This is a genomic window from Vibrio sp. J502, assembly GCF_025397955.1.
GTDB lineage: Bacteria > Pseudomonadota > Gammaproteobacteria > Enterobacterales > Vibrionaceae > Vibrio > Vibrio anguillarum.
On sequence record NZ_CP104555.1, the window covers coordinates 914878 to 941764 of the forward strand.

At 44.9% G+C, this 26887-nt stretch carries 28 protein-coding genes and 1 tRNA gene; 11 read left to right on the forward strand and 18 right to left on the reverse strand.

The genetic code is table 11. The annotated features are described in order from the left end of the window. The first annotated feature begins 61 nt into the window (after positions 1 to 61). The gene (gene rnb, locus N5E84_RS20120) at positions 62 to 2077 is read left to right on the forward strand and encodes an exoribonuclease II (protein ID WP_029388103.1); all 2016 of its coding nucleotides are present in this window, start codon (positions 62 to 64) and stop codon (positions 2075 to 2077) included. A gap of 60 nt (positions 2078 to 2137) precedes the next feature. On the opposite strand, the gene N5E84_RS20125 is transcribed toward rnb, so the two are convergent. Then, the gene (locus tag N5E84_RS20125; protein WP_029388104.1) at positions 2138 to 2488 is read right to left on the reverse strand and encodes a DUF3024 domain-containing protein; all 351 of its coding nucleotides are present in this window, start codon (positions 2486 to 2488) and stop codon (positions 2138 to 2140) included. Between the two features lie 174 nt (positions 2489 to 2662). Here N5E84_RS20125 and N5E84_RS20130 point away from each other — a divergent pair, with 174 nt between their 5' ends. Then, positions 2663 to 3484 (forward strand): phosphate ABC transporter substrate-binding protein, encoded by an 822-nt coding sequence (locus N5E84_RS20130; protein WP_026027798.1) that lies wholly within the window; start codon positions 2663 to 2665, stop codon positions 3482 to 3484. 53 nt (positions 3485 to 3537) lie between these two features. Here the strand turns inward: N5E84_RS20130 and N5E84_RS20135 are convergent, their stop codons facing one another. Beyond that, positions 3538 to 4215 (reverse strand): MaoC family dehydratase, encoded by a 678-nt coding sequence (locus N5E84_RS20135; RefSeq protein WP_019281625.1) that lies wholly within the window; start codon positions 4213 to 4215, stop codon positions 3538 to 3540. Positions 4216 to 4530: 315 nt separating this feature from the next. Here N5E84_RS20135 and N5E84_RS20140 point away from each other — a divergent pair. Further along, positions 4531 to 4621, forward strand: a tRNA-Ser gene (locus N5E84_RS20140). Between the two features lie 189 nt (positions 4622 to 4810). Here N5E84_RS20140 and N5E84_RS20145 read toward each other — a convergent pair. Beyond that, entirely contained in the window at positions 4811 to 5353 is a 543-nt protein-coding gene (locus N5E84_RS20145) for a GNAT family N-acetyltransferase (protein WP_013868537.1), read from the reverse strand. A 174-nt stretch (positions 5354 to 5527) separates the two neighbouring features. Between N5E84_RS20145 and N5E84_RS20150 the strand changes: the two genes are divergently transcribed. Both N5E84_RS20150 and dcuC read left to right on the forward strand, forming a co-directional pair. Beyond that, on the forward strand, positions 5528 to 6655 hold the full coding sequence (locus N5E84_RS20150) for an acyl-CoA desaturase (protein WP_019281626.1): 1128 nt from the start codon (positions 5528 to 5530) through the stop codon (positions 6653 to 6655). Positions 6656 to 6952: 297 nt separating this feature from the next. Beyond that, the gene (gene dcuC / locus N5E84_RS20155; protein WP_019281627.1) at positions 6953 to 8320 is read left to right on the forward strand and encodes an anaerobic C4-dicarboxylate transporter DcuC; all 1368 of its coding nucleotides are present in this window, start codon (positions 6953 to 6955) and stop codon (positions 8318 to 8320) included. 66 nt (positions 8321 to 8386) lie between these two features. Here the strand turns inward: dcuC and N5E84_RS20160 are convergent, their stop codons facing one another. Together N5E84_RS20160 and narQ are read right to left on the reverse strand one after the other, a co-directional pair. Beyond that, positions 8387 to 9019, reverse strand: coding sequence for a response regulator (locus N5E84_RS20160; RefSeq protein WP_013868534.1), 633 nt, complete (start codon positions 9017 to 9019; stop codon positions 8387 to 8389). Further along, positions 9006 to 10730 (reverse strand): nitrate/nitrite two-component system sensor histidine kinase NarQ, encoded by a 1725-nt coding sequence (narQ, locus tag N5E84_RS20165; protein WP_019281628.1) that lies wholly within the window; start codon positions 10728 to 10730, stop codon positions 9006 to 9008. The genes N5E84_RS20160 and narQ overlap by 14 nt, the downstream gene beginning before the upstream one ends. A gap of 215 nt (positions 10731 to 10945) precedes the next feature. Here narQ and napF point away from each other — a divergent pair, with 215 nt between their 5' ends. The 6 genes from napF to N5E84_RS20195 all read left to right on the forward strand — a co-directional run bounded on the left by napF (position 10946) and on the right by N5E84_RS20195 (position 15521). Further along, a complete protein-coding gene (gene napF, locus N5E84_RS20170) occupies positions 10946 to 11440 on the forward strand; it encodes a ferredoxin-type protein NapF (RefSeq protein WP_017045373.1) in 495 nt (164 codons plus the stop codon). Positions 11441 to 11442: 2 nt separating this feature from the next. Further along, positions 11443 to 11748, forward strand: coding sequence for a chaperone NapD (locus tag N5E84_RS20175; protein WP_013868531.1), 306 nt, complete (start codon positions 11443 to 11445; stop codon positions 11746 to 11748). Continuing rightward, positions 11745 to 14234 (forward strand): periplasmic nitrate reductase subunit alpha, encoded by a 2490-nt coding sequence (napA, locus tag N5E84_RS20180; RefSeq protein WP_019281629.1) that lies wholly within the window; start codon positions 11745 to 11747, stop codon positions 14232 to 14234. The genes N5E84_RS20175 and napA overlap by 4 nt, the downstream gene beginning before the upstream one ends. A gap of 73 nt (positions 14235 to 14307) precedes the next feature. Then, positions 14308 to 14763 carry a nitrate reductase cytochrome c-type subunit gene (locus N5E84_RS20185; RefSeq protein WP_013868529.1) on the forward strand — a complete coding sequence of 152 codons (456 nt, stop codon included), beginning with the start codon at positions 14308 to 14310 and terminating at the stop codon, positions 14761 to 14763. 32 nt (positions 14764 to 14795) lie between these two features. Continuing rightward, the gene (locus N5E84_RS20190; RefSeq protein ID WP_019281630.1) at positions 14796 to 15374 is read left to right on the forward strand and encodes a NapC/NirT family cytochrome c; all 579 of its coding nucleotides are present in this window, start codon (positions 14796 to 14798) and stop codon (positions 15372 to 15374) included. A gap of 12 nt (positions 15375 to 15386) precedes the next feature. After that, a complete protein-coding gene (locus N5E84_RS20195; RefSeq protein ID WP_013868527.1) occupies positions 15387 to 15521 on the forward strand; it encodes a TIGR02808 family protein in 135 nt (44 codons plus the stop codon). A 101-nt stretch (positions 15522 to 15622) separates the two neighbouring features. On the opposite strand, the gene secF is transcribed toward N5E84_RS20195, so the two are convergent. The 13 genes from secF to N5E84_RS20260 all read right to left on the reverse strand — a co-directional run bounded on the left by secF (position 15623) and on the right by N5E84_RS20260 (position 26245). Further along, on the reverse strand, positions 15623 to 16525 hold the full coding sequence (gene secF, locus N5E84_RS20200; protein WP_019281631.1) for a protein translocase subunit SecF: 903 nt from the start codon (positions 16523 to 16525) through the stop codon (positions 15623 to 15625). 2 nt (positions 16526 to 16527) lie between these two features. Then, entirely contained in the window at positions 16528 to 18366 is a 1839-nt protein-coding gene (gene secD, locus N5E84_RS20205; RefSeq protein ID WP_019281632.1) for a protein translocase subunit SecD, read from the reverse strand. A gap of 97 nt (positions 18367 to 18463) precedes the next feature. After that, entirely contained in the window at positions 18464 to 18967 is a 504-nt protein-coding gene (locus tag N5E84_RS20210; RefSeq protein ID WP_019281633.1) for a hypothetical protein, read from the reverse strand. 92 nt (positions 18968 to 19059) lie between these two features. Next, positions 19060 to 19737, reverse strand: coding sequence for an SH3 domain-containing protein (locus N5E84_RS20215; RefSeq protein ID WP_231494674.1), 678 nt, complete (start codon positions 19735 to 19737; stop codon positions 19060 to 19062). Positions 19738 to 20081: 344 nt separating this feature from the next. Beyond that, positions 20082 to 20438 (reverse strand): PTS glucitol/sorbitol transporter subunit IIA, encoded by a 357-nt coding sequence (locus N5E84_RS20220; protein WP_019281635.1) that lies wholly within the window; start codon positions 20436 to 20438, stop codon positions 20082 to 20084. A 6-nt stretch (positions 20439 to 20444) separates the two neighbouring features. Continuing rightward, positions 20445 to 21416 (reverse strand): PTS glucitol/sorbitol transporter subunit IIB, encoded by a 972-nt coding sequence (locus N5E84_RS20225; protein ID WP_017045368.1) that lies wholly within the window; start codon positions 21414 to 21416, stop codon positions 20445 to 20447. Next, a complete protein-coding gene (locus N5E84_RS20230) occupies positions 21413 to 21976 on the reverse strand; it encodes a PTS glucitol/sorbitol transporter subunit IIC (RefSeq protein ID WP_017045367.1) in 564 nt (187 codons plus the stop codon). The genes N5E84_RS20225 and N5E84_RS20230 overlap by 4 nt, the downstream gene beginning before the upstream one ends. 192 nt (positions 21977 to 22168) lie before the next feature. Then, on the reverse strand, positions 22169 to 22945 hold the full coding sequence (locus N5E84_RS20235) for a DNA-binding transcriptional repressor (RefSeq protein ID WP_013868510.1): 777 nt from the start codon (positions 22943 to 22945) through the stop codon (positions 22169 to 22171). 82 nt (positions 22946 to 23027) lie between these two features. After that, on the reverse strand, positions 23028 to 23384 hold the full coding sequence (locus tag N5E84_RS20240; protein ID WP_019281636.1) for a transcriptional regulator GutM: 357 nt from the start codon (positions 23382 to 23384) through the stop codon (positions 23028 to 23030). A gap of 95 nt (positions 23385 to 23479) precedes the next feature. Beyond that, positions 23480 to 24259 (reverse strand): sorbitol-6-phosphate dehydrogenase, encoded by a 780-nt coding sequence (gene srlD, locus N5E84_RS20245; protein ID WP_013868508.1) that lies wholly within the window; start codon positions 24257 to 24259, stop codon positions 23480 to 23482. Positions 24260 to 24317: 58 nt separating this feature from the next. After that, positions 24318 to 24680, reverse strand: coding sequence for a PTS glucitol/sorbitol transporter subunit IIA (locus N5E84_RS20250; protein WP_013868507.1), 363 nt, complete (start codon positions 24678 to 24680; stop codon positions 24318 to 24320). A gap of 10 nt (positions 24681 to 24690) precedes the next feature. Beyond that, positions 24691 to 25683: a PTS glucitol/sorbitol transporter subunit IIB gene (locus N5E84_RS20255; protein WP_019281637.1), complete on the reverse strand. Its 993-nt coding sequence runs from the start codon at positions 25681 to 25683 to the stop codon at positions 24691 to 24693. A gap of 13 nt (positions 25684 to 25696) precedes the next feature. Beyond that, positions 25697 to 26245: a PTS glucitol/sorbitol transporter subunit IIC gene (locus N5E84_RS20260; RefSeq protein ID WP_038148604.1), complete on the reverse strand. Its 549-nt coding sequence runs from the start codon at positions 26243 to 26245 to the stop codon at positions 25697 to 25699. Between the last annotated feature and the right edge of the window lie 642 nt (positions 26246 to 26887).

Here is a 26887-nt window from a genome sequence, read left to right on the forward strand (position 1 = left end):
GTAGTAATCATCCCGCTCAATGATTATAGTGTGCCCAATCGCATTTGTTAGAAAAAGAAACATGTTTCAAGATAATCCGCTCCTTGCTCAACTCAAGCAACAAATCCAAGAGAACTTACCTAAGAAAGAAGGCACGATAAAAGCCACTGAAAAAGGCTTCGGCTTTTTAGAAGTTGACAGTAAGAACAGCTTCTTTATTCCGCCTCCGTATATGAAGAAATGTCTACACGGAGATAAAGTGGTGGCCATCATTCGCACCGAGAATGAGAAAGAAGTGGCTGAGCCTCAAGAGCTGCTTGAGCCTTCATTAACTCGCTTCATTGGCCGTGTAAAGCTGTACAAAGGTAAGCTGAATGTCACGCCCGATAACCCGCAACTAAAAAGGCAATCGCTGAAAGCCAAGGTGCAAAAAGGATTAAACCCTGAACATTTCTCTGAAGGTGATTGGGTTGTTGCACAGCTTATTAACCATCCACTGAAAGACGATAGCGGTTTTATGGTTGAAATCACCCATAAAATTACGGATGCCAACGATAAGATTGCGCCTTGGTGGGTGACTTTAGCTGAAAATGACCTGCCTAACAGTGAGCCGGCTGGTATTGAACATTGGCAGCTAAAAGATGATGCCGACCTACAACGCATCGATATGACCCACCTTCCTTTCGTGACCATCGATGGGGCATCAACTAAAGATATGGATGATGCACTGTTCGCCCAAAGAACCGAGAACGGTGACTTCACATTAACCATTGCCATTGCAGACCCAACCGCATACATCACGCCAGATGACGAGATGGACAGTGTCGCGCGTGAGCGGGGTTTCACTATTTATCTCCCTGGCCGCAATATCCCAATGTTGCCACGTGATTTAGCCGATGATTTGTGTTCGTTGATGGAAAATGAAGTTCGCCCTGCCCTTTGCTGTACCGTAACAGTGACTAAAGAAGGTGTGATTGGCGATGACATTACCTTTTTTGCGGCCAACATTAAATCGCACGCTCGATTGATTTATGATCATGTATCAGATTGGTTAGAAATGGGCACTTCTGCCGATTGGCAACCAAGTGACCAAATCGCTTCCGTTGTGCGTGATTTGTATGATTTTTCATTAGCGCGCGCACAATGGCGCGAAACATACGCGGTCGTGTTTCCTGATCACCCTGATTATCGATTCGAACTGAGTGAAGACAATGACGTAGTGGCAATTCATGCGGATCTTCGCCGTAGTGCTAACCGTCTTGTTGAGGAAGCGATGATAACCGCGAATATCTGTGCGGGAAAAACGCTCAAAGCGCATTTTGGCCAAGGCGTGTTCAATACGCACGCGGGGTTCAAACCCGAAAAAATTGCCGATGTTGTCGAATTAGTCAACCCAACGGGTGAGCTTGAATACACTGCCGATAACTTAGCGACTCTAGAAGGCTTTGCCTCTTTACGTCGCTGGTTATGTAAGCAAGATACCCGCTATCTGGATAATCGTATCCGCAAGTATCAAGCTTACAGTGAAATAGGAAACCAACCTCTTCCGCATTACGCAATGGGTTTGGATATCTATGCCACTTGGACTTCTCCTATCCGTAAATATGGCGATATGATCAACCATCGTATGTTGAAAGCACATATTTTAAACAAAGAGCCCGTACAAACACCGGATGAAACCGTTGGTGAAGAGTTGGCACTACACCGCAAACACCACAAAATGGCCGAACGTAACGTAGGCGACTGGCTCTATGCTAGAACGCTAGTAAACGAACCGAGCAAAGGCACCCGTTTTACGGCTGAAATTTTTGATATCAATCGCGCTGGCATGCGCGTACGTCTTTTGGAAAATGGCGCTGCCGCATTCATTCCTGGTTCTTTAATCTTAGACAACAAAGAACGTATTGAATGTAATGCGGAAAGTGGAACGCTGCTTGTCGATAAAGAGGTCGTCTTTAAGCTCGGTGATACGCTCGAAGTCGTGCTCGCAGAAGTGAATATGGAAAACCGCAATCTGATTGCAAAACCGACTCAGGTTTTCGAACCGTTACTTATACCTTCAGAAGCTAATGCTAATACCACTATCCAAGGGGAGTGATTTTAGCAGCATAGACATTTCTATCAGGCATTCTTCGGAGTGCCTTTTTATGCTTATTGATCACCAAAAGTAAGATTTAGGATCTTTTTCAATTTCGCGGATCAACGCCGTCAAATCCGTTGTTTTAGGGAGAAAAGGATACGGCAACCAATCTTCAATTTCTTTATCGGGATCCGTATTGGGAATATACAGCGCCCATTTAGCTTCTTCCCAAATCACTTTCGCCACGATACTTGAATAGTCGCAATGCGTTGAATCTAATTTGTAATGGTGTTTGATGAAATACACACCGTTAACGATCGGCTCAAAACAGGATTTGCCTAATTCAACAGACACACTTTGGTTACGATTATGGCAAACAAGCTCTGCTCTTCGTTCTAGTTGACGTTGCAACAAATTCACTACCGCCATTTTACCCTCGCTCAAACACGGCTTCCTGACATCTCGACTATAGCTGACTTCGCTTATCTCTGATATGAAAAACCGTAAGGCTACAAACCACTTACCTTTGTGGTTCACAAAAGTGTCATCTATACGACATATTATGGTGGCTCAATTTTTCTAAATAACCATATTGGAGCCACTATGTTTCGAGTCGCGCTTGCTACACTGCTTTCAACTTTGCTACATACCCAGTTTGCCTTCGCAAGTGAAGTTAATATTTCTGGCTCGACCTCGGTCGCTAGGATCATGGAAGTATTCGCCGAGGACTACAATACCGCACACCCTGAAACTTATATCGCGGTTCAAGCCGTAGGTTCGAGTGCTGGCATCACATTACTGAAAAAAGGTGTCGCAGATATCGCCATGAGCTCGCGCTACCTCACAGAAAGTGAGCAAGATGAGACGATGAGCACCCTACCGATTGCCTATGATGGGTTAGCTGTTGTAATCAATCGCTTAAACAGTATTGAAAATCTGACTCGTGAGCAGTTATTTGATATTTATAAAGGGAAAATAACCAACTGGAAACAAGTCGGTGGTGCTGATCAAAAAATCGCAGTTGTGACCAGAGAAGCATCATCAGGTTCCCGCTATAGCTTTGAAAGCTTATTAGGCCTGACTCGTGTGATTAATGATCGCTTAGTGTCAGACATCAGTTCCAATAACTTAGTGGTCAATAGCAATAGTATGGTTAAAACACTGATTAACCATAACCCTCAAGCGATCGGTTTCATCTCTACGGGATCGGTAGATAAATCGATTAAAGCGATAAAATTTGAGGGAGTAGAAGCCACTGCAAAAAATATTGTCACTCATGAATATAAACTTTCCATGCCATTTTTAGTGGTCTATTACCCTGAAAAAATCACTAAAGAGACTCAAGCTTTTATTGCATCTTTAAAATCAGCGGAAGCAAAGGCTCGCATAGAAGAATATGGTTATATTCCTTTGAAAAACAAATAAATACAAAAAAGGAGAGTGATCGACTCTCCTGTTTCTATGCCATTTTTCTAAAGTTAAAAATGGAGTTGGATTACTGAAACCACGACACAGCCTGGGCGACGAATACCTTCAATCTCAACTTTAATTTCTCTCTCGATCTCCAAACCTTTTTTGATTGGTGTAACTTTCAATAGAGTACTAATGGCTCTTACCCGGTTTCCTGATTTCACTGGATACGGGAAACGAACTTCATTTAAACCGATATTTACCACCATTTTTGCGGTCGGAAATATTGGTTTGTCAGGATCAACGCTATCCGTCAATTTAGGTAACAAGGCCAAGGTCAAAAAGCCGTGCGCAATTGTGGTCCTAAATGGAGAATCAACTTCCGCTTTTTGAGGGTCGGTATGAATCCACTGCATATCCTCAGTTACTTGACCAAACTGGTTAATGCGCTCTTGATCAACCACCAGCCATTTACCCGTATGAATGACTTCACCAATCTGAGTCTGGAGCTGTTTATACAGACGTTGCGCTTCAGGTTTGAGTATCAAGGGTTCGGCAATAGGAGCATCTTCATTCACTGCTGGTTGGTGAAAATCTCTAACCCAAGAAAACAACTGGCGACTGTTTGTTTTATGTAGAAGATCGCCCCAGTACTCACGTATTGAAGGTGATACCCACTGCATAAGCTCAGAGGAGTACTTGTTCATTGAATCGCCACGATGCTTAAAAAGATTCTCGACTTTCATCTAAACCTCGGTGATTAGTTAGAATGCCCTTGGATTGAGGTAATTTTGAAGTACTTCACACTTAGCTGCAAACACTTTCGAGCGTACAAGCGTTCCCTGAAACACACAAATTGCATATAAATCAATCAAATAAAAATAAAACACCATTTTATTAGATAACTAGGTTGTAGAGTATATAGCTCATAAAATCAAGGGAAGCGGTAAAAACAGTGCTTTACTGTAACTGAAAACGTTATTGCGGTTAGCCAAACCGAGTCGATGACTCAACTTATTGCTTTACAATATTATGGTGGCTATCTATTATGCGCACCACACGGAGAGATGGCTGAGTGGTTTAAAGCACTGGTCTTGAAAACCGGCGATGGTTAATAGCTATCCTAGGGTTCAAATCCCTATCTCTCCGCCAAATATCAAGAAAAAGCCTTTGATTATCAGAGGCTTTTTCTATTTATAGCATTTGGAAACTTTAGATCACTAAAAACTCATGTGTCTGGAAGATGCAATCATGTTTGGTCATCGCCTCTTCCTCAATACATCAAGAACGAATCACACGAATACCGATAAGTAAGAAGACATAGCCCGCGCACTATGCGTTTCAATCAACCGTAGAAGAGACCGAAGCCAGCAAATCTGTTGGGCTAGTCCAAGTATAAACCCACTCTTTAATATCTTGCCCACAGGGAGACCGCCATAAACGCTCTCCTTTAGGTCGACCAGCTAAGTAGTCGTAAAATTCGATGGCTTGCTTATTGTCTGCCATCACTTCCAAATACACACCGCTATTAGGGAAATACTGCTCAAACCATGCCGCCATCTCTTGAATCAACTGGCGACCAATCCCCCTTCCTCGATAATTTTCATCAATGTGCAGAGACTCGATAATGCTGCCTTTGTCAAAATCGTGGTTACCAAAGGCGCAGATAAACCCACACAGCAGCCCTCCCTCTTCAATCAGTAGGACATGTTGATTAAATGGTGGATTGATTAAGCGAGTTTGCCAAATCAGTAAACGGTCTTCTAGAACGTCATTATCAAGGTACTCTTTGCCTAATATGCCTTGGTAGTGAGTTCGCCAACTTTGAGCGTGTAGCTGAGCAATTCTTTCAAAATCGCAATATTCAGCTGCTTTTATTTCCATATTCTAGTCCTTATTACTTCCTGTAAGGATTAACATCGTCTTTCATACTATTCGGTTCAAATAGAAAAGCAAAATATACTAGTCACAATCCCTTAAAAGAATCATTAAACCTCTTTGACTTACAGTTGTTCGCTGATATTCTAGCGAACAACTGTAAGCTCAAGGATTTTAATCATGAAATCGGCATCAAAACCACCACTTATCTGGATAAACATCGTCATTTTTAGCTTCAGCTTGGGCTTAGCGACGATTGCAGCCCCTTTGTATGGATGGCAATTTGGCTACGGCATGGAGCATTGGCTTTGGCTGATGATTTGTTTTTCCTTTTGCAACCTTTCCATTACCGCGGGATATCACCGTTTATGGTCACATAAAGCCTATGAAGCACATTGGGCACTGAGATTATTGTTTGCATTAGGTGGGGCGTTTGCACTGCAAAACAGTGCGCTACATTGGTCTTCTGATCACCGAGTTCATCACAAGCATGTAGACAATAATGACAAAGATCCTTATTCAGCCAAACGTGGATTCTGGTTTTCACACATAGGTTGGATGCTGCGTCACTACAATAAAACTACGTACGATGACTACTCCAACTGCCGTGACCTGCAAAAAGATAAGATCGTCATGTGGCAGCATAAATATTATGTGCCTTTGGCACTCGCAATGAACTTGGGCGTTCCTCTGCTCCTTGGTTTTATTTATCACGATATACTGGGCATGTTACTGATCGTGGGTGCGCTGCGTTTAGTGCTCAATCATCACACGACATTTTTCATCAATTCACTGGCTCACATATGGGGTAACCAGCCTTATACTGATAAAAATACAGCCCGCGATAACGGTATTTTGGCTTTCTTCACTTTTGGCGAGGGCTACCACAACTATCACCATATCTTTGAAAATGATTATCGGAATGGGATTTATTGGTGGCAATACGACCCCACAAAATGGCTGATCAAGCTCTGTTCGTGGTTTGGTTTGGCTGGTAAACTGCGCACTTCGCCTCCCCTTAAGGTAGAAAAAGCGAAAGCGTTAATGGCATTAAGCCATGCGCAAAAACAGATCGCCGCGTTACCCAATCAGCAACTCGTTATGGCCAGCATACAACGTGAATTTGACGCTTTAGTCATGCAGTTGCAAGAGTATTATGAATTAAAGAAACAGCTAATCGAAAGTAAGAAAAGTACTATGATTCGCCGATATGAGCACTCCCTATTGGTGCTGCGTTATCTGCAAGTAAAGCATCAATTAGCACTACAAAAGTCCAATTGGCAGCTCATTGTCCGTCAATACTCCTAAATTCATACTTTGCGTGTTCAGTGAAGCCATGGCTTAAATGGCTTCATTTTCCCTAGCTTAAATTAGCCCGCTCCCTAACAGAACTTCTAGCCGCATATTTGCTAAATGAATAGTTAGAACGACCAAAATATATTCAAAGTTAAAGTGTTTTCAACTAGCTTATCAATTGATAATTTTATTGTTTTAGATCATCTAAAGCTCAACTTGCTCTCGTGCTACAGTACTCTTTTCGGTAAATTCCTTGTCATAAATTGATACACGTTTTTTCAATATTGTTGATAATTTCAGGAGACTTAAATGCTAGAGCTTTTAATTGGCTTGGCGGTAACAGTAGCGGTGGGTTATTTCATTGTTAAAGGTTACAAGCCAGCCGGTGTGTTACTCACCGCAGGTATCGTTTTGCTGCTATTAACCGGCGCACTTGGCTATTCAGTACTGCCAGCTAAAGTACCCTCAACCGGTAACACAGTAACAGATGCACTCGAATTCGTGAAATACATGCTACGTTACAGTGGTGGCGGTTTAGGCATGCAAATTATGTTGCTGTGTGGTTTTGCTTCGTACATGACACACATCGGCGCCAACAATGTGGTTGTAAAACAGTTTTCTAAACCTCTTTCGGTTATTACATCCCCTTATATCTTGCTGGTTGCTGCTTACATTGTGGCATGTTTGATGTCTTTAGCAGTGAGCTCAGCAACGGGTCTTGGCGTGCTGTTAATGGCCACTTTATTTCCGATGATGGTAGCGATGGGGATCTCTCGCCCGGCCGCAGTTGCAGTATGTGCATCTCCTGCTGCGATCATCCTTTCCCCGACATCCGGTGATGTGGTTATTGCGGCGGAAAAATCAGGCCTACCTTTACACGTTTTTGCCGTGGAAACGGTTCTTCCTGTTTCGATCTGCGCCATTATCGTCATGGCGATCGCGGCCTTCTTCTGGAACAAATATCTCGATAAGAAAGACAACACACCGATGGAAAAAATCGATGTTTCCGCCATCGAAGTGAAAGCACCCGCTTACTATGCGGCTCTTCCATTCTTACCTATTGTGGGTGTGTTCTTATTCAACGGAGAAACCATTCAAGGTTTGAGCCTTGATATTTACACCATTGTGGTCGGATCCATCTTCATCGGTGCATTGGTTGACTTCGTGACGAAGCGTTTTAAAGGTAAAGAGACGTTAGAAGATCTAGAATCGTGCTACGCAGGCATGGCCGAAGCATTCAAAGGCGTGGTGATGTTGTTGGTTGCTGCGGGCGTATTCGCACAAGGTTTGATGTCGATTGGAGCGATTGATAACCTGCTTCATCTTGCAGAAACCGCAGGCGCAGGCGGCATAGCCTTGATGCTGATTTTGACAGGCCTTACCGTAGCAGCCGCTATTGCGACGGGTTCAGGCAACGCTCCGTTCTACGCCTTTGTTGAGTTAGCGCCATCGTTGGCGGCTAAATTGGGCGTGAACCCAGCCTTTCTCATTATCCCGATGCTGCAAGCTTCAAACCTTGGGCGCACCATTTCTCCAGTATCAGGCGTCGTTGTAGCAACAGCTGGTATGGGCCAAATCAGTCCATTTGAAGTGGTAAAACGCACTTCCGTTCCTGTCATCCTCGGCTTAATCACGGTCATTATTGGTACAGTAATCCTTGTACCGATGACAGCATAACGTTGACAAACAATCAGGGCGTTCAACAGGACGCCCTTTTTTCAAACCGCTATTTCCAAATAGGTGTTATTTACTCTCGCTATAGCGCTCCAAGTATAAAATCGTTGCTGCCGTGCGCGATGGGACGCGTAGCTTCTTCAGCAAACTCTTCATGTGCACCTTTACTGTCGACTCAGAAATGAACAGACGATCAGCAATTTGTTTATTCCGATACCCTTTCGCGACCTCTTTTAAAATCTGAGTTTCACGGTCGGTTAATGCCTCAAAAAGATCTTCATGCGTATGACGTTCGGCAAGGTACTGAGTAACAAACTCGCTGTACGCTTTTACACCCGTCGCGGCCTGTCTAAGCAGTTCCACCAGCTCATCTGGTTCTGTATCTTTAAGAAGGTAGCCATCAGCCCCCGCTTTCACCATAGCTTCAATATCGAGCGCACTGTCTGATACGGTTAAAATAACGATGGTGGCGGTTGATTCATCCGCACGAAGCGCTGTTAACGTATCGAGCCCTGACATGCCTTTCATATTCAAATCAAGCAGAATGAGATCCGGCTCGATGTCATGCGCCAAAGCAATGGCTTCACTGCCGTTACAAGCTTCAGCAACCACTTCAAAGTCATCTTCAAAACTCAATAGCTGGTTGATACCACGTCTCATCAAAGGATGGTCATCTACCAGCATTACTCTACATCTCGTCAAAATTTGTATCCTTTGAACGTTTATATTTCAATATAACTTCACACCCAGCATTGGGTGCGGAGGTTACTGACACTGCGCCATGCAGCCGCGCCGCTCTTTCTTGCATAATGCTTAATCCATAGTGATTGAGCCTAGCACGCTGTTGATCAAAGCCAACCCCATCGTCTTTGACCGTCACCATCACCTGATCATCTAATTCATCACAGTTGACTTGAATAACATTAGCTTGAGCGTGTTTGATAGCATTGATAGTCGCTTCTCGGATCAATTGCAGTAAATGCACTTGTTGATGCGCATCTAAATCAATCGATGACAAATTATTATTAAGCACTATCTCCGCCGTAGTTTGCTCGCCAAGTTCCTCTAGCATGCCCTTGAGCGCTTGACCAAAATTGCCTTCTTTAATCGTTAGCCTAAAGGTGGTTAATAGCTCTCTTAACTGGGTGTAAGCGCCCGACAAACCTTGATCAATATCTAAAATGATTTGCTCTTTTTTCTCTGCGGCGTGCGGGGTCTCTGCTCGGCCAATCACGCGTTTTAGTAATGATACTTGTATCTTCAGATACGAAAGCGATTGAGCCAACGAATCATGCAGTTCCCGAGCGATGGTGGCGCGTTCTTCCATCAAGATCAACTGTTCGGCTTGTTTCTGTGCTTGATTATAATAAATGGCACGCGACAATATTTGTACGAAGTTATCAATCAAGGCGCTATTTGGACAAGGCAAGCTGTATTGCAGATACAAGTAACCCAGTTGCATCCCATCTAAGCTCAGCAAAAGCGGAGAAAGGGAGAATCCATTGCTCTCACCTTCGGATAAGCGCGTACTTTTACCCGCGTCATCACCAATTTCTAACTGGGCAAATGTGACCCCTTCAATGGTAACCAAGTGTTGCAAAATCGCTTGGAAATTATCTTGGCTAATGCGCGATGCGGTTAACTCTTGCGAGCAGTCATACAACACTTGCAGTGCTTGGTTGGCATTTTGCAACTTATGGGTTTTCTCATTCACCGCTTGCTCCAAACCGAGGTACAGCTTACCAAGGTCGGTGGCCATTTTATTAAACGTGCGGGTTAAGATCCCCATTTCATTATGGCTGGTGACATTGAGCGATACATCAAATGAACGGTTTTGGATCTGCTCACTGGCGGTCACTAGCGAACGCAATGGCCCCACCACTTCCTTACGAATAAAATGCACCACAAACAATGAGATACACAACACACCACCCAACCCCATGCCGCCAAACCAAGCCAGTTGGATCAGCTTTTGTTCTGAGAAGTGCTGCAACTTAAAGACAAAACGGTCGATTTGGCTGACAAATTTCGCTACCTCATCAAGATAGCGGTCTTTGTTCTCGCTATTTAACAAGCTTTTCAGTTCGTGCCAACGAATGATCAACTGATAATAATCTTTGGTGATGTCGTTTGGCACAGGCCAACGCTGTAATGCTTTCATTGATGCTGAATAAAGCGAACGTTCAAAAAGATAAATGTGAGATGAATAATCCACCGAGTTACTTTGAATATCATGTGCCAATCGATAGCTTTGCATACGCATTGAACCAGCAACGTTCACCGCTTCCGCATCATTGAGTGAGGAAGCGAGTGTAAAAATGGCGTAGCCTGTGATGGCAACCGATAACAGTAAAATCGACACCATGGCTTTGGCAATGGTGCTGGTTACCGACTGTTTGGATCGTTTTCTCAAAACATCTCTCCGTGAACCTCTCCTTGCCTATTGTATCTGATTGGGCTCAGCTGTCGTTAAAGCCATTCAATATGTGATCACTCGCGCTTGAATTTATTGATCTAAAACAACATGACTAACCAATTACCTCCTTGGGGGTATTTATAGAAATAGGACAAAAACTACAATTTGTGTATGGATAAATGAAGATTTGTTAACAAATACAGGAATGCACTTTGGTTGATCTCTCGAAAAGGCGTTTTTTTTCTCGTAATCAGGTCGATGACACCATTGTCCGCTTGCCTTGGATTGCTCACCCCCTCTCCTTTTCAGATGAGTGCACTCGCTGCGGCCGCTGCCTAGACGCGTGCGAAACAAAGATCATCACTTTAGGTGATGGCGGCTTCCCAACCATAGATTTTCATATTGATGAGTGCACCTTTTGTTATCAGTGCGCGCAGAGCTGCCCAGAGCCAATTTTCGCACCGCGCTCAACACAACCGTGGCTGGCTAAAGCAAAGCTCGAAGAAAGCTGCTTGGCTAAACGCAATGTGGAGTGCCGTAGCTGCGCTGAGTCATGTGAAGTCAGCGCTATAACGTTCAATTTAGTGATCGGAAAAGTGGCGCAACCGAATGTCGATATTGATGCCTGTAACGGATGTGGCGCGTGCGTTTCCATCTGTCCAACCTCAGCCATCCGTGTGAGCAATATTAATAATAATGAGAGATAAACATGTCACTCAATGAAGTACATATTTCAAGTTTGATCGTTCACGTCGTACCTGAACATTTAGCAGCGCTCAAAGCGACAATCGAATCGTTTGAGAACGCCGAAGTGTATGGCCAAAGCAACGAAGGGAAAATGATCGTCGTTTTGGAAACGGAAAATCAAGGCTTCGTTACTGACACCATCGATGCGATTAATAATTTACCACATGTTCTCAGCACCGCTTTGGTTTATCACCAAATAGAAAGTGGGCTGGATGACACGGATACCAACACTGGAACACAACATTCCCACATTGAGGATGACGTATGAAAATGACAAGACGCGCGTTTGTGAAAGCAAACGCAGCCGCATCCGCAGCCGCTGTCGCCGGTATTACTCTACCCGCCAGCGCAACAAACTTGATTGCCAGCTCAGACCAAACAAAAATCACTTGGGATAAAGCGCCTTGTCGTTTCTGCGGTACGGGCTGTTCAGTATTAATCGGTACTCAAAACGGCAAAGTGGTTGCCACACAAGGTGACCCTGAAGCGCCTGTCAACAAAGGGTTGAACTGTATTAAAGGCTACTTCCTTTCAAAAATCATGTATGGCAAAGATCGCTTAACACAACCACTGCTGCGCATGAAAGATGGCCAATACCATAAAGAGGGAGAATTCACGCCAGTGTCGTGGGATCAGGCTTTCGATGTGATGGCTGAAAAGTGGAAACAAGCTCTAAAAGCGAAAGGGCCAACCAGTGTTGGCATGTTCGGTTCAGGCCAATGGACCGTGATGGAAGGTTACGCCGCCGTTAAACTAATGAAAGCGGGTTTCCGCTCTAATAACATTGATCCAAACGCTCGCCACTGTATGGCTTCAGCCGTTGTTGGATTTATGCGCACCTTTGGTATTGATGAACCAATGGGCTGCTATGATGATTTTGAACACGCTGATGCCTTTGTGCTTTGGGGTTCAAACATGGCCGAAATGCACCCGGTTCTTTGGACTCGTATTACCGATCGCCGTTTAAGTCACCCACACGTTAAAGTAAATGTCCTTTCGACTTATTATCATCGTTCGTTTGAGCTGGCCGACCACGGTTACATTTTCCACCCACAAAGTGACCTTGCCATCGCCAACTTCATCGCCAACTACATCATTCAAAACAATGCGGTGAACTGGGATTTCGTCAATAAACATACCCACTTCAAACAAGCGACTACGGATATTGGTTATGGCCTGCGTGACGAGCACCCACTGCAAGTTAAAGCGAAAAATGCCAACTCCGGTGATGTTACTGCGATTGATTTTGAAGCTTATAAAGCCTCGGTTGCACCTTATACGGTTGAAAAAGCCGCGCAAATGTCAGGCGTTGCCGAAGATAAACTGATCGCGCTTGCAAAACAGTACGCTGACCCTAACACCAAAGTGATGTCACTGTGGACTATGGGCATGAACCAACACACTCGCGGTGTTTGGATGCAAAGCTTGGTCTACAACCTGCACTTACTGACAGGCAAAATTGCCACACCTGGCAACAGTCCATTTTCATTAACAGGCCAACCATCCGCTTGCGGCACAGCACGTGAAGTCGGAACCTTTTCTCACCGCTTGCCTGCTGACATGGTGGTGGCAAACCCCAAACATCGCGCGATTGCTGAAAAAACATGGAAGCTTCCGCAAGGCACCATTCCTGAAAAACCGGGCTTTCACGCCGTACAGCAAGACCGAATGCTCAAAGATGGCAAACTCAACGCTTATTGGGTGCAGTGTAATAACAACATGCAAGCAGGCCCGAATATTAACGAAGAACGTTTACCGGGTTACCGCAACCCAGAAAACTTTATCGTCGTGTCTGACCCGTATCCAACAGCCACAGCGCAAGCGGCCGACTTAGTGCTCCCTACCGCAATGTGGGTGGAAAAAGAAGGCGCTTACGGCAATGCTGAACGCCGCACCCAAGCTTGGTATCAACAAGTTGGTACTGTGGGCGAAGCAAAATCAGACTCATGGCAAGTGATGGAGTTCTCTAAACGCTTCAAAATGGAAGAAGTGTGGCCAGAAGAATTGCTCGCCAAAGCGCCACAATATCGCGGTAAAACCCTGTTTGATGTGCTGTTCAGAAACGGACAGGTTGACCAATTCCCGCTTGAAGAAGCGCGTGAACTGAACGATGACGCACATCACTTCGGTTTCTATGTACAAAAAGGGTTATTTGAAGAGTACGCCAGCTTCGGACGCGATCACGGCCACGACTTAGCGCCTTATGACACATACCATAACGTTCGCGGCTTACGCTGGCCGGTTGTGGATGGCAAAGAAACGTTATGGCGCTTTAAAGAAGGCTCCGACCCTTATGCGAAAAAAGGATCTGATTGGGATTTCTACGGCAAACCGGATGGTAAAGCGTGGATCATCTCCGCTCCTTATGAAGCTCCGCCGGAATCACCTGATGCCGAATTTGATATGTGGCTGTGTACAGGCCGCGTGTTAGAACACTGGCACACCGGCACTATGACGCGGCGCGTGCCTGAACTTTATAAAGCCGTACCCGATGCGCTCTGTTACATCCACCCAGATGACGCCAAAGCGCGTGGGTTACGACGTGGTGATGAAGTATTGATTTCCAACAAACGCGGCGAAGTTCGTGTTCGTGTGGAAACGCGCGGCCGAAATCGTCCACCGCATGGTTTGGTCTTTGTCCCATTCTTTGATGCTCGCATTTTGATTAACAAGCTGATTTTAGATGCCACGGACCCACTGTCGAAGCAGACAGACTTCAAAAAATGTCCGGTAAAAATCACTAAAGTAGCGTAAGCCAGTTAATGAATGCATCGGCTGCCCTATGGGGGGCCGATCTCAGAATGAGCCATTAGGCGGAGAATTTAAGATGAAAAAACTACTGATCGCCCTTTTATCTTTTGGGGCTTTATTTGGCCAAACGGTACAGGCGGAACTGAATAACCCCGGCGGAAACGGTGGGCTGGAATCGCTGCGTGGCGCAACGCAACTTGAAGAGACTCGTCCTGCAGACGACTTTAAGAAGTACCCAAGAGATCAAGCGCTTGAAAGCGAATACGTCTATCAGCCACCTTTGATCCCGCATAACATTCGTGGCTACGAAGTGTCGCTAAACGCCAATAAGTGCCTTGCTTGTCACAGTTGGAAAAATGCCAAAGAGATGGGCGCAACCAAAATCAGCGTGACCCACTATGTTAACCGTGAAGATGCGGTGCTAGCTGACGTCTCACCGCGCCGTTACTTCTGTTTACAGTGCCATGTACCGCAAGCCATTGCGAAGCCTTTGGTGGAAAATGAGTTCAAATCCGTTGATTCACTTCGCTAATCGTAGCCAGATAATAACTTAAGAGGCTATTTATGAAATTATTAAAAGCGTTTTGGAAAAAGCTCACAAGCCCAAGTAAAGCGGCCGTTGGCATCGTATTGTTCATGGGGTTTGCAGGTGGTCTGCTATTTTGGGGCGCATTTAACACCGGTATGGAAGCAACAAACTCAGAAGAATTCTGCTCAGGCTGTCATGCACCGATTGTGGCTGAGATCCAAGAGACGATTCACTATTCTAACCGTTCCGGCGTACGTGCTATCTGCTCTGACTGCCATGTTCCTCATGAATGGACAGATAAGATTATCCGCAAAGTGCAAGCCTCCAAAGAGTTGTTTGCTCATGTGGTATTAGGCACCATTAGCACACCCGAAAAGTTTCAAGCACGTCGAGCACATCTCGCGGAGCGTGAGTGGTCACGATTGAAAAATAATGACTCATTAGAGTGCCGCAACTGCCATGAGTTCGAATACATGGATTTTTCAGAGCAAGGTCCACGCAGTGCCAAACAGCACTCTACCGCCCTTGCTAGTGGTGAAAAAACCTGTGTCGATTGCCATAAAGGTATTGCACATAAACTGCCAGACATGCAAGGCGTTGAAGGCTGGCAATAGGAGAATTAACCCATGAGTACATTAGAATCGGTGATTTGGCATATTCTTGGTTACAGCGCGATGCCTGTTATTATCTTCGGCGGCTTTGCGGTGGTTGCCGCCGTTTCACTTTGGTTGCTGTCACTGAGTAAAGATAAAGAACTCTAAATTACACTTCCTACCGTAATTTATAGTCAACTCCCAATAAAAATCCGCCTGTGTATAAGGCGGATTTTTTTACTTCACTTTAAATGACATGCGCAGAAATACTAAGGCGCAGAATCCACCACTACAGGCAAGTAATGTTTAGGCTCAAGTTTCAACCACTCTGGTAACACAGTCCCGATTGAGATTGAAGACCAAGTTCCAGAAATAATACCGATGAACATTGCAATGGCAAACCCTTCAAGCGGCTCCCCGCCCATAAACCATAATGCGGAAACGGTAAGTAATGTCGTACCCGAAGTTACCATAGTGCGTGAGAACGTCGCAATCACGGCTTGGTCGGTGATCTCTTTGGTTGGCGTGCTTTGCTTGGCCACGAGCAGTTCACGAATACGGTCGGCAATGATAATGGAGTCGTTCAATGAATAACCCAATACCGCCAACACCGCCGCAAACACAGTTAGGTTGAACTCCATCTGTGTCAGGGCAAAGAAACCGAGCACTAAAATAACGTCATGCAGCAAGGCTAACAACGAGCCGCTCGCTAAACGCCATTCAAAGCGGAAACACAAGTAACCTAAGATACACAGTAAGCAGATCATCAACGCTAAACTACCTTGCTCCACCAGATCTTGCCCCACTTGCGAGCCGACCATACTGTTGCTCACCACCGTCACATGCTCAGAGACGTCGCTGAGCAAAGTTGGAATGTTAGGCGTCTCTTGATCGCTTTCAGGAAGAGCGTAGCGGATAACCCAACGCCCTTCTTCACCTGCTTTGGTGATCATCGTTGAATCCCCTAATGTAGGTTTCAACGCTTGCAGTAACTCTTTGTTGGTGAGGGTTTTATCGACCGTGACTTCGGTGACCATCCCACCAGTAAAATCCAAACCCATGTTGAGGCCTTTCACACCAAACGCCACTAATGAGATCAGCATCAATGTCACAGAGAGTACGCTCGTGATGTAACGAATTGGACGAATATGGTTTTTCAAATAATCAATCATGTTTATACCCTTACATCACGACGAGCATCTCGTCCCCAAATGAGATTGATAACCGCACGCGAAGCAAACACACCGCTGAACATACTGGTCATAATGCCGAGCCCTAAGGTCAGGGCAAAGCCTTGGATTGGACCATTACCGATCGAATACAGAATCACAGCGGTGATCATAGTGGTGACGTTGGCGTCAAGAATGGTGCTAAAGGCGCTGCTAAACCCAGAATCAATCGCTTGGGCGAAATTACGTCCTTCTGCAATTTTGTCTTTGATACGTTCAAAAATTAGCACGTTGGTATCGACGGCCATGCCAACCGTCAAAACTAGACCTGCAATCCCCGGCAAGGTCAGCACAGCACCCGGCAATAAGGCAATCAGACCAATGAGACACACCATGTTAAACAGCAACGCCGCGTTCGCCACCCAACCTAAACGGCGATACCAAAGCGCCATAAAAGTCAGCGTTAATGCCATACCTAAGGCTAATGCGGCAAAACCATTTTGAATATTTTCTGCGCCCAATGAAGCGCCGATGGTACGCTCCTCTACGATAGTCACAGGCGCGGTTAATGAACCAGCGCGCAGCAATAAAGCCAGCTGCTGTGCTTCTTCCATCGAACCTGCACCAGTGATTCTAAATTGGCTACCCAGCTGCGATTGAATGGTCGCAACACTGATCACTTTTTCGCTACGCTCTGTTTCGCCACGAGCATTGGTGGTGTATTCACGGTACACGGTCGCCATCGGTTTACCGATATGCTTGGATGAAAAATCACTCATGATTTTGCCACCAGCGTGGTCAAGCGAGATGTTGACCTCAGACATTCCCACTTGGTCAATACCTGCGCGCGCATTAACAATGTGATCGCCGGTTAATACAGGGCGTTTAGTAAGTACAACATTGCGGCCATTTTCATCTTTTAGCACAATGTCTTGCGACGTAAACGCTTCACTGGGTGATTTCGCCTCATAAAAAGCCAGGCTCGCCGTCGCACCAATCACGTTTTTCGCTTGTGATGGGTCTTGCACGCCCGGTAATTCGATACGAATGCTGTGCTCGCCTTGGCGCTGAACCATGGCTTCAGTGATGCCCAGCTCTTCAATGCGATCACGCATAATCTTGAGGTTCTGTTGCAGCGTCGTTGATTGGAAATCGACTCGATTCTGTTTTGAAGGCTTGATCAGCAGTTGATCAGAAGAGCGTTGAATATCCCACCCTGAGTAAGTTTCTTTGAGGAATGCATTGATTTTATTGAGATCTTCCGCTGAATTGCTCATTACTTTGAAGCCATCAATACCTTCAGAGTTAACTTTCACGCTGCGAAGACGCTCGTCACGCAGCTTATCTTTCACGGTATCGATCATGCTGTCACGTTGCTCTTGGAACGCTTTATCCACGTCAACGTTCAGCAAAAATTGCACACCACCACGCAGGTCCAACCCTAGTTTAATCGGGTTAAAACCTAAATTTGTCAACCATGTTGGTGCAACCGAAACGTAAGAGAACGTAATACTGTCTTCTTTTTCAATCATGCCATCGAGTAATTCTCTGGCGTGCGTTTGCTGGACTTCATCAGCAAAGACTAAGGTCGTTTTCCCACCTTGCTGCTGTATGTTTTGTACCGCAATATCGTTTTTTTCGAGTAGATGAGTTAATTCCACGACTGAATTAAGCGTCTCATTTTTAGCGGAGACTTGCAGTTGAATCGACGGCTGTTCGCCGTACCAGGTGGGTATAGCGCTCAAGGCAAGCACAACCAAAGTGGCGGCCAATACGATATACTTCCACGCAGAATAGTGATTAATAAGACGTGCTGACGCCTTTTTATTTTGTGTTTTTTTCATACCAATCCTCTCAGCAAAGCTGAGTTGTTATTACTTTAAATAAACAAGTTAAATGAACAAGCGAGTGACTTTGTCACTTGATATAAAGTAAGAGGGATCAGTACTGGCTATTTAACGCCACATACATGGCATTCGTTTCTTTCCAACCAGAAATTCTGTGGTTAGAACTATAGGGGCGAGCTTGCCATGCCGCCAACTCAGCGACAGGAAAAAGATAAAGCCTAAAGGGAGCGACGGTGACGTCGTAATTGGGTGTGTTATCGACAAAAGTGGGGCCATCGTATTCAACGACTCGGGAAGTTACCCCCCAACGAGACGCGGTGACGATTGCAGCAGAAGTGTCTGAGTGAAGCGATTTTGATACGGGTGGAGCCGTTTGTTTATCTTGTTGATCAGAGATAGGTTGTTGAATAGCAATAGCTTGAGGCAATGTTTGCTGATGAACAATCGCCGTGAGCGAGGTTTTTTCACCATGTTGTAGGATAACTTTACGTTCAGCGTGGCTGTGCGTTTCACTCTCAATTAAATAGCCGAACGCTTGCGAAGGCAGAACCACCGCAAAAAGCGTAAACCAGACATATTTAATAAAGTGCCAATGCATGAAAAAATCATTCCTCTCAACTCAAGCAGGCATCATATTCCTGACAACCATAAGCCTCAAGTAAAAAGATCTAAATGCTCTTATCACTTTAGCTAATGAGAAGCGTAAAATATTTCTTTGCTTTGTATATCAAAGTAAATTTTGTTGGCTAACTTGCGGCCACCACAATACACAAAATAAACCTCACGTTCTTGATATTTGAGCGACTTTACCCAGCCACCAAGCTCTTCAAAATCTTCTGGTACGCAGGTTTCATTTTTCAGCAACTCATCGGTTTTCTGCACAAAAGCCGTTTCATAGAGTTTAAAATCATCCGAATTCGCAATGTACTGCGTGACCGTTTTACGGCGCTCCTCTGCTGTGATCAGCGGGGCTTGTTCCACTAAACCATCCAAAGGTATCCACTCCGCGACTTCAGGCCCGTTTTCCTCATAGACAAAATAATCGGTAATACGGCCAAAACCCGATTTACGTTCCAAGATTTTCACCTTATCACCACGGTATAGAACCCGCTCAACAAACGCTTGTGCATCGGGCTTTTCTCTTACTCCGAGCCTTGCTAAATCGACATATAAATCATTAACAAGCGGTTTTGGTGGCAAGGCCGTTTTAGGAGCCGTCTCAGTGGTTGGCACTTGCTCTTCATCGTTCGAACTCGACGAATCGGCCTGCAGTGCTTCTTGCTCAGGAAGATAATAAAGAAAGTAATAGCCAGCCCCCGAGCCCGCCAGCCCAAGCAGCAATAATAGAAACATCAGCATTTTTTTCATCTTGCTGCTCATTCCTTTCTTGTTGTGCGCAACCTTGTTCGGCGCGGCACGCTTTAATTGTTCGTTAATTATAGTTGAAATCTCCGAATGTCATTTTTACTCACTATTCGAACCAATAGCGATACTAACGACAGCCTAATCCTGAACTTGATGCTATGCGTCAATCTTCTGCAAAATCAGTCCCTTTTATTGGGTGAAGCTCCCACTATCATCATGAACCATATCATTATCAAGCTCATGAATCGTACCGATACGACAGCGCTTACCAGCTATTTGGCTCCTTTTAAAACAGGAGCCTTTTTTCTTAGATATGCCTAATCACAATCAAGCCACATTCCACCACTTTAACCAAACATCAACACATCACCATGTTGAAGCACTTCTAATTTAGGACCGAGTAAATGGATGGTACCCGGCAATTCTGGGATTCGCTGACCGTCAAATTTAAGTGTTACATGCCCAAGCTCCGCAAGATTTTGGTTCGCCACACTGCCGACTGCCGTCACAACAAAACCGAGATCCCCAATTAATAAAGTGGTGTTGTGGTCAATCAATCCATACAACGAAGATCCCGAGTGTATGAAGCAATATTCCTTCACCGCATCAGGGGCGCTCGGGCCGAATAAAATCACAATATCATCATGCAGTGAGTCTTTAGCATAATCGCCAGCGGACAAAATCGTCGTTTGATACTGAAGCATATGCCCTCACTGATAAATGAAGAATGAGATAAGCCAAGCAATCAGCACCGTTGGCGCACCTGTAAGAAAACGAGAGTAAAGTACCGAAGGCACACCGACCTGTACCGTTTCGGGCTTAGCGTCTGCAAGGCCAAGCCCTACAGGGATGAAATCACAAGCAGCTTGAGCATTTATGGCAAACAAAGCGGGTAATGCTAAGTGCGGTGGGATATTTCCCATACCGATCTGAGTCCCGATAAGTACACCGATCACTTGCGCAATCACCGCACCTGGTCCAAGAAAGGGTGACAGAAACGGAAATGAACAGATCAAGGCAATCGTCAGTAAACCGATCGGGTTCCCTGCTAATGGCTCCAAAGTATGAGCAATTAAATCACCTAACCCAGACGCGAGAATAACCCCAATCAACATTGAAACAAACGCCATAAAAGGCAGAATGGTTTTAAGTACGGTATCAATGGTTTCACGCCCAGCCTGATTAAAGGTCGCCATCACCGAGCCCATACCGATCCCCACTTTAGCCAGTAAGCTATCTGTTTGTTGGCTAAGCTTCTTCGTCGTGTCAATGGATTGGGGCTGAGATAGGATTGGCTCACAAAACGTAGTTTTGTGATCATCTACCAAGGAAAAACAACCACTGCGTATGCCAGATGCATAAATATCTTCCTGAATATATTGTGCCAAAGGGCCACTTTGGCCTGTAGCATGGATATTTAATGTCGGAATACCTTTTTTGGGATAAAGCCCACAACGCAATGTGCCACCACAGTCAATCACTACACAAGCGACTCGTTCATCGGGAACAAAATGTTCAAAGCCGTTAACCGCTTGCATGCCCGTCAACGCCACCATCTCATCAATAAAATGGGGACGAGTCCCTGCTGTGATGTAGATGATCTTCTTGTCAACCTCAACCGGAATGAATAGCGGGCCACCCCATCCACCCTGCCCTCGGTTTACTTTCAATACCGTCATCATTTTTCCTCAACCACGTTAAGATCGACTTTATCGCTGAATACTACACCTTGTTGTCTAGCCACAAACATAGTCGTCATATCGGTTACCCAACCGCGTAAAAAGTTGGTCACTAAGCCAACCAGCAAATAGGAAATAGCAAGAGGACCGAGCGATAAGCCCTGTTGAGTGATCCCAGCGGCAATGCCTAGATAAATAAACAATTCACTAGGATTTACATGAGGGAACATACCATTCATGGTGTGGCAACTGTAGGAGGCAGAGGCATAATAAGAAGGTTTGTACTTTTCAGGTAAGAAACGCCCTAGGCTGAGCACCATGGGATTACAAAAAACAAAGGTTCCTACTGTCGGCAAGAGCAAATAGCGAGATATAGGATTAGACGCACTTTTCTGAGCTAACACTTCTATACGCTGTTGGCCAATAAAACGGATCAACGCATTCATGGCAACTAATAAACAGATCAGCACTGGGAGTACTTGTGCCACCATTTCGCTAAACACTTCACCGCCTTTCTCAAACAGACCAATAAACCATTCCGCTCCCTCGATTATCCAATCCATACCTTCGGCTCTTAAATTATGTGGGGATAGTTGGAGTGTTTCCGTTATTGATATATTGAAAAAGAGGCAAAAGAGAAAAGCGTGAATTCAATCACCGATAACTTTTATTTTAAAAGTAAAAAATTGAAATCGGCGACAAAATAAAAAGAAAGCCAACTAGCCTCCTTTCATAAATGGGGTTTATGGAGTGACTTAGGAGCCAACGGTGATCACTTGGATACCTTTCTCTTCCAAATACGTCCGATCCTCTGCTGCGATAAGGTTATCTGTGACAACTATATCGATTTTATCTAGCGGAACCACCACGTTAGGGCTACGACGGCCAAACTTACTTGAATCGGTCACGACAATGATCTGATTGGCTGCTTGGCACATCGCCTGGCTGACTTGATACGCTTCGTTGTAGGTTGTTGTTCCCTGCGCAAGGTCAAAACCATCAGCACCAATAAAGAGTTTATCGAAAGAAAACTGTTTAAATGCTTGCTCTGCCAGCGTGCCATGGAAAGACGCTGATTTTCGACGATACGTTCCGCCCGGAACCAATACAGTATGTTCCGCATCCAAATTCGCTACTGCGTTTACGATGTGAATACTGTTCGTCATCAATGTCAGTGACATCACCTGTTCAAAATGCGGCACCATCTGCAGTGTGGTACTGCCACAGTCCAGAATGATCGAATCCCCGTCCTTGACCAGTTGTGAAGCGGCTTTAGCGATTAAGCATTTACGTTCAAGGTTCACCGTCTGCTTTTCATCCATCGAACGGTCTTCCAAAATGACGCTATTAGCGATACAAGCTTCAGCTGCTCCGTAACGGCGAATAACAAGCCCTTCTTCCTCTAACGAACGTAAATCACTGCGTATTGTAGCTCCGGATGTTTCAAAGGTATCCGCCAGATCGTTCACTGACGTTTTCCCATTAACACGCAGATAATCCAGCAACTGCGCTCTTCTGTTATCTAAATTCATAGCATCAACTTCATTATTAAACTGATAGCAGTTTATAACAGTTCCCTTTCAACTTAAAAGGAAAAGGGGGAACATTCTTTCATTACTGCCTAGAAATTGCGACGTTTAACGCTTCTTGAACATTAGAATCCAGTTGAAATATGAGTGATTCAGGGATAGGTAGTGATTGACCAATGAGTTGATCTAGTGTCTTTGGTCTAGCAAATACAGAAATACCCTTCATCACTTTGGCATCTACAACATGCTGATCTTCATCTTCAACCAACACCAGTACGGTACGCGGTTTCCATCGGCTTTGGGTGCGGCCTATCTTGACTTTCCCTTTATGAGTCATAGATTGAAGCATCCGATTAAAAGATCGAATCTGCAAATAACCTAAGACGATCTGTATCATCCAAGCTCCTGCAGCAAAATAAATAAGTACCGTTGTTGAGTCCATCTCATACCTCTTGTCAAAAAGGGGCAAGCATAACGCCTGCCCAATATAAGCTGCCCTTATTCTAGGAGCATAGGGCTTAATCCATGGGGGATGGATTAGAACATTACCTGACCACCCGTGATATTGATCGATTGACCAGTACAATAGGCGGCTTCATCGCTGGCGTAAAACTTCAGTACATTGAGAACATCCTGATATTCACATCCTGCCTTAAGTGGCACTTTATCGATATAAATCTGTTCAACCTCTGATTCCGGTACACCCAATTTTTTCGCATACTGAGGTAGCAGTGATTGGAACATAGGGCTTTTCAACAAGTTACCCAACATCAAAGAATGCACCGTGATTTTGTGTTCCGCTAAATCTAACGCAAGTGACTGAGTCAGGCCAACCCCACCAAATTTGGCCGCTGAGTAACCACTGTTATGCTTTGAACCCACTTTACCCGACTTTGAGTTGATCTGAATAATGCGCCCACCACGTTGTTCACGAATCATTACTTTTGATACTTCTCGTGCACAGAGGAAATACCCCGTTAGGTTTACGTCAATCGATAGCTGCCAAGCAGTCAATGGAAAACCGTCAATCTTGCCAGCCTGAGCCACACCAGCGCTGTAAACCAGCAGATCAATCCGTCCAAAAAATTCATCTATTTGCCTAACCATATTCACTACACTTTGCTCTTTGGTGGCATCTACCTCCACACCCAGTGCTGTAGCCTGACCGTATTCTTGATTAATTCTATTAGCCACCTTTTCAGCACTGCAACCATTTAAATCGGCGACCGCAACTCGGTAACCTTCATTAGCCAAACCTAAGCACAGAAATTCACCTAGAGTCTGACCACCACCAACCACTAACGCAACTTTACTCATAACTTACACCTTACTTAGAGGGTGCCCCATCGTAGGCATAGAGCACCCATACTGACTATTAATTTAAAAAGACAATTTCATCACCGCAGCGCACTTGCTGAGGTCGTTCACCATTGACATGAAGACAACCCGGATATTCAGCTTCAACTAAGGCATCAAACCGTATGGTAATGTGCCCAAGTTCTGCAAGGTTTTGATTGACCACCTCACCAACCGCTGTAATCGGATACTGATACCTTCCCAATTGCATCACACCACCGGGTTTGATATTCCCCTTGAGTGCGTCATGCGAGTGGATGAAGCAATACTCTGCCGCATCTTTTGGGGCAATATTACTGAAGATGATCATCATATCGTCTTCCAACGCACTATTGGCAAACTCACCAATGCTCTCGATCTTGACTTGATATAGTGGCGACATTGCTCACCCCCTATTGATAGATAAATAGAGACACAAACCAAGCCAGTAGAACGGTAGGTGCGCCCGTAAGGAAGCGTGAATACAGTACCGAAGGAACACCTATTTCAACGGTTCTCGGCTTAGCTTCTGCCATACCCAACCCAACCGGGATGAAATCACAAGCCGCTTGAGCATTGATGGCAAATAAAGCGGGCAACGCGAGATGTGGTGGTATATTACCAAGACCAATTTGGGTGCCGACTAAAACACCAATAACTTGAGCGATAACCGCACCGGGGCCAAGGAATGGAGAAAGCAGCGGGAACGAGCAGATCAACGCGAGCGTTACTAACCCTAGTGGATTTTGCGCCAAAGGCGTCAATACATGCGCGATCACATCGCCCAAACCAGAGGCAATGATCACCCCAATCAGCATGGAGACGAATGCCATAAACGGCAAAATCGTTTTCAAAATGGTATCAATGGCTTCACGCCCAGCTTGGTAGAAGGTCGCCATCACCGACCCCATCCCAATGCCGATCCGAGCCAACAAGCTGTCACTTTGCTGAGTTAGTTTTTTACTCGTATCGTATTTGTTTGTCGCCAGACTCTCGTTAGAGAGTTCATCTCTTAGTGGTGGTTGCATTGATCCACCCTCGCTACCTACTAGTTGAATGTCACACTCACGCACACCCGATACATAAATATCTTCAGTGATGAATTCAGCCAATGGTCCACTTTTACCCGTAGCGTGAATATTAACTGTCGGTATCCGTTTTTTGGGATACAAACCGCAGCGCAATGTTCCACCACAGTCGATGACCGCTACGCCAATGTCTTCATCGGGCACACTAGTTTTAAAACCATCAACCGCTTCATAACCGGTAAGCTCAACAATACGGTCGACAATTGCAGGGCGAGTACCACCCGTAATGTAAAACACCTTTTTATCGGCTTCGATCGGCAACTCCAATGGGCCACCCCAACCGCCACTACCTTTCTGTATACGTAATACTTTCGTCATTTTTATTGCCCCATTAACCTACGTGAACCTGACGCTCTAACTGAACACCCTGTTGACGTTCAACCATAGTTGTAGTGAAGTCAGTGACCCACCCACGGAAGAAATTAGTCACCATACCAACCAACAAATAACTAACCGCAAGAGGTCCAAGCGGCAGACCGAGCGTTGTCAGGCCACTAGCAATACCTAGATAGACAAACAACTCACCAGGGTTAATGTGCGGAAACAAACCATTCATCGAGTGACAGCTATATGAAGCCGCCGCGTAATAGGAAGGTTTATAACGTTCAGGTAAAAAACGACCGAGACTCAATGTCATCGGGTTACAGAAAATGAAGGTGCCGATAACTGGCAATATCAAATAGCGAGAGATCGGATTGCCAGCACTACTCTGTGCCAGTTTCTCCACTCGTTCTTGACCCACCAATCGGATAAGCGCATTCATCGCCACCAGCAGTGCAATTAGTAAGGGTAAAATACCGGTTACCATCCCCGTAAACACCTCTCCTCCTTTTTGAAATAGTCCGATAAACCATTCCGCTCCGTGAATTATCCATTCCATAATCAAACCTCATTGTTGTTATTGGCTTAGTGTCAAAGTACGTATTTATACTTCCACTTTACATTTCAAATTAAAAGAATTGGCTTTCATTTTAATGACGAAGATCACGAAATAATTTTCATAACGAAAACAATAGCAACGAAATAACAAGGGATGAAAACGAATTAACAACCAAGAGGCATCACCCATTCCTGAGCTACTTTAAACACTAAAAATCAATAACCTCAAAACCCAAGACAAACATAACTGAATGTATTTAATGCATATTAAATAAAACAAGCTTTTATTAGGCCGCATTCGACAGGTATTGTCTGACCGTAAAAAAGCCACGACTCATCAGTATCATGATTAAAATAACTACAGACAATCCTTAAAGCAGTTTAATCAGAGCCACGCACTAATTTTCAAACCAAAAGAAACAACAGGAATATTACAAACCTGATTTCAGTATAAAAACCCATAAAGCAGGCTGTAAGCGCTACTGAATCACGCTTTACATTTTTTGAGACGGTGGCTCGATAACAAACAGGAAGAACCCGAGAGCAGGAAAGAGTTTTGGTAGGGAAATTGATTAAAAATTTAAACTGGCCTTAACCTCTCATTGACACTACCTCAACTCGTTTTTGTCACTCTGCACACCAC

What these genes read in the sequence shown, in the direction of transcription:
- rnb (WP_029388103.1), top strand. Translation starts at nt 62, where the DNA reads ATGTTTCAAGATAATCCGCTCCTTGCTCAACTCAAGCAACAAATCCAA.
- N5E84_RS20125 (WP_029388104.1), bottom strand. Translation starts at nt 2,488, where the DNA reads ATGGCGGTAGTGAATTTGTTGCAACGTCAACTAGAACGAAGAGCAGAG.
- N5E84_RS20130 (WP_026027798.1), top strand. Translation starts at nt 2,663, where the DNA reads ATGTTTCGAGTCGCGCTTGCTACACTGCTTTCAACTTTGCTACATACC.
- N5E84_RS20135 (WP_019281625.1), bottom strand. Translation starts at nt 4,215, where the DNA reads ATGAAAGTCGAGAATCTTTTTAAGCATCGTGGCGATTCAATGAACAAG.
- N5E84_RS20145 (WP_013868537.1), bottom strand. Translation starts at nt 5,353, where the DNA reads ATGGAAATAAAAGCAGCTGAATATTGCGATTTTGAAAGAATTGCTCAG.
- N5E84_RS20150 (WP_019281626.1), top strand. Translation starts at nt 5,528, where the DNA reads ATGAAATCGGCATCAAAACCACCACTTATCTGGATAAACATCGTCATT.
- dcuC (WP_019281627.1), top strand. Translation starts at nt 6,953, where the DNA reads ATGCTAGAGCTTTTAATTGGCTTGGCGGTAACAGTAGCGGTGGGTTAT.
- N5E84_RS20175 (WP_013868531.1), top strand. Translation starts at nt 11,443, where the DNA reads ATGTCACTCAATGAAGTACATATTTCAAGTTTGATCGTTCACGTCGTA.
- napA (WP_019281629.1), top strand. Translation starts at nt 11,745, where the DNA reads ATGAAAATGACAAGACGCGCGTTTGTGAAAGCAAACGCAGCCGCATCC.
- N5E84_RS20185 (WP_013868529.1), top strand. Translation starts at nt 14,308, where the DNA reads ATGAAAAAACTACTGATCGCCCTTTTATCTTTTGGGGCTTTATTTGGC.
- N5E84_RS20190 (WP_019281630.1), top strand. Translation starts at nt 14,796, where the DNA reads ATGAAATTATTAAAAGCGTTTTGGAAAAAGCTCACAAGCCCAAGTAAA.
- N5E84_RS20195 (WP_013868527.1), top strand. Translation starts at nt 15,387, where the DNA reads ATGAGTACATTAGAATCGGTGATTTGGCATATTCTTGGTTACAGCGCG.
- secF (WP_019281631.1), bottom strand. Translation starts at nt 16,525, where the DNA reads ATGATTGATTATTTGAAAAACCATATTCGTCCAATTCGTTACATCACG.
- secD (WP_019281632.1), bottom strand. Translation starts at nt 18,366, where the DNA reads ATGAAAAAAACACAAAATAAAAAGGCGTCAGCACGTCTTATTAATCAC.
- N5E84_RS20210 (WP_019281633.1), bottom strand. Translation starts at nt 18,967, where the DNA reads ATGCATTGGCACTTTATTAAATATGTCTGGTTTACGCTTTTTGCGGTG.
- N5E84_RS20215 (WP_231494674.1), bottom strand. Translation starts at nt 19,737, where the DNA reads ATGAAAAAAATGCTGATGTTTCTATTATTGCTGCTTGGGCTGGCGGGC.
- N5E84_RS20220 (WP_019281635.1), bottom strand. Translation starts at nt 20,438, where the DNA reads ATGCTTCAGTATCAAACGACGATTTTGTCCGCTGGCGATTATGCTAAA.
- N5E84_RS20225 (WP_017045368.1), bottom strand. Translation starts at nt 21,416, where the DNA reads ATGATGACGGTATTGAAAGTAAACCGAGGGCAGGGTGGATGGGGTGGC.
- N5E84_RS20230 (WP_017045367.1), bottom strand. Translation starts at nt 21,976, where the DNA reads ATGGATTGGATAATCGAGGGAGCGGAATGGTTTATTGGTCTGTTTGAG.
- N5E84_RS20235 (WP_013868510.1), bottom strand. Translation starts at nt 22,945, where the DNA reads ATGAATTTAGATAACAGAAGAGCGCAGTTGCTGGATTATCTGCGTGTT.
- N5E84_RS20240 (WP_019281636.1), bottom strand. Translation starts at nt 23,384, where the DNA reads ATGGACTCAACAACGGTACTTATTTATTTTGCTGCAGGAGCTTGGATG.
- srlD (WP_013868508.1), bottom strand. Translation starts at nt 24,259, where the DNA reads ATGAGTAAAGTTGCGTTAGTGGTTGGTGGTGGTCAGACTCTAGGTGAA.
- N5E84_RS20250 (WP_013868507.1), bottom strand. Translation starts at nt 24,680, where the DNA reads ATGTCGCCACTATATCAAGTCAAGATCGAGAGCATTGGTGAGTTTGCC.
- N5E84_RS20255 (WP_019281637.1), bottom strand. Translation starts at nt 25,683, where the DNA reads ATGACGAAAGTATTACGTATACAGAAAGGTAGTGGCGGTTGGGGTGGC.
- N5E84_RS20260 (WP_038148604.1), bottom strand. Translation starts at nt 26,245, where the DNA reads ATGGAATGGATAATTCACGGAGCGGAATGGTTTATCGGACTATTTCAA.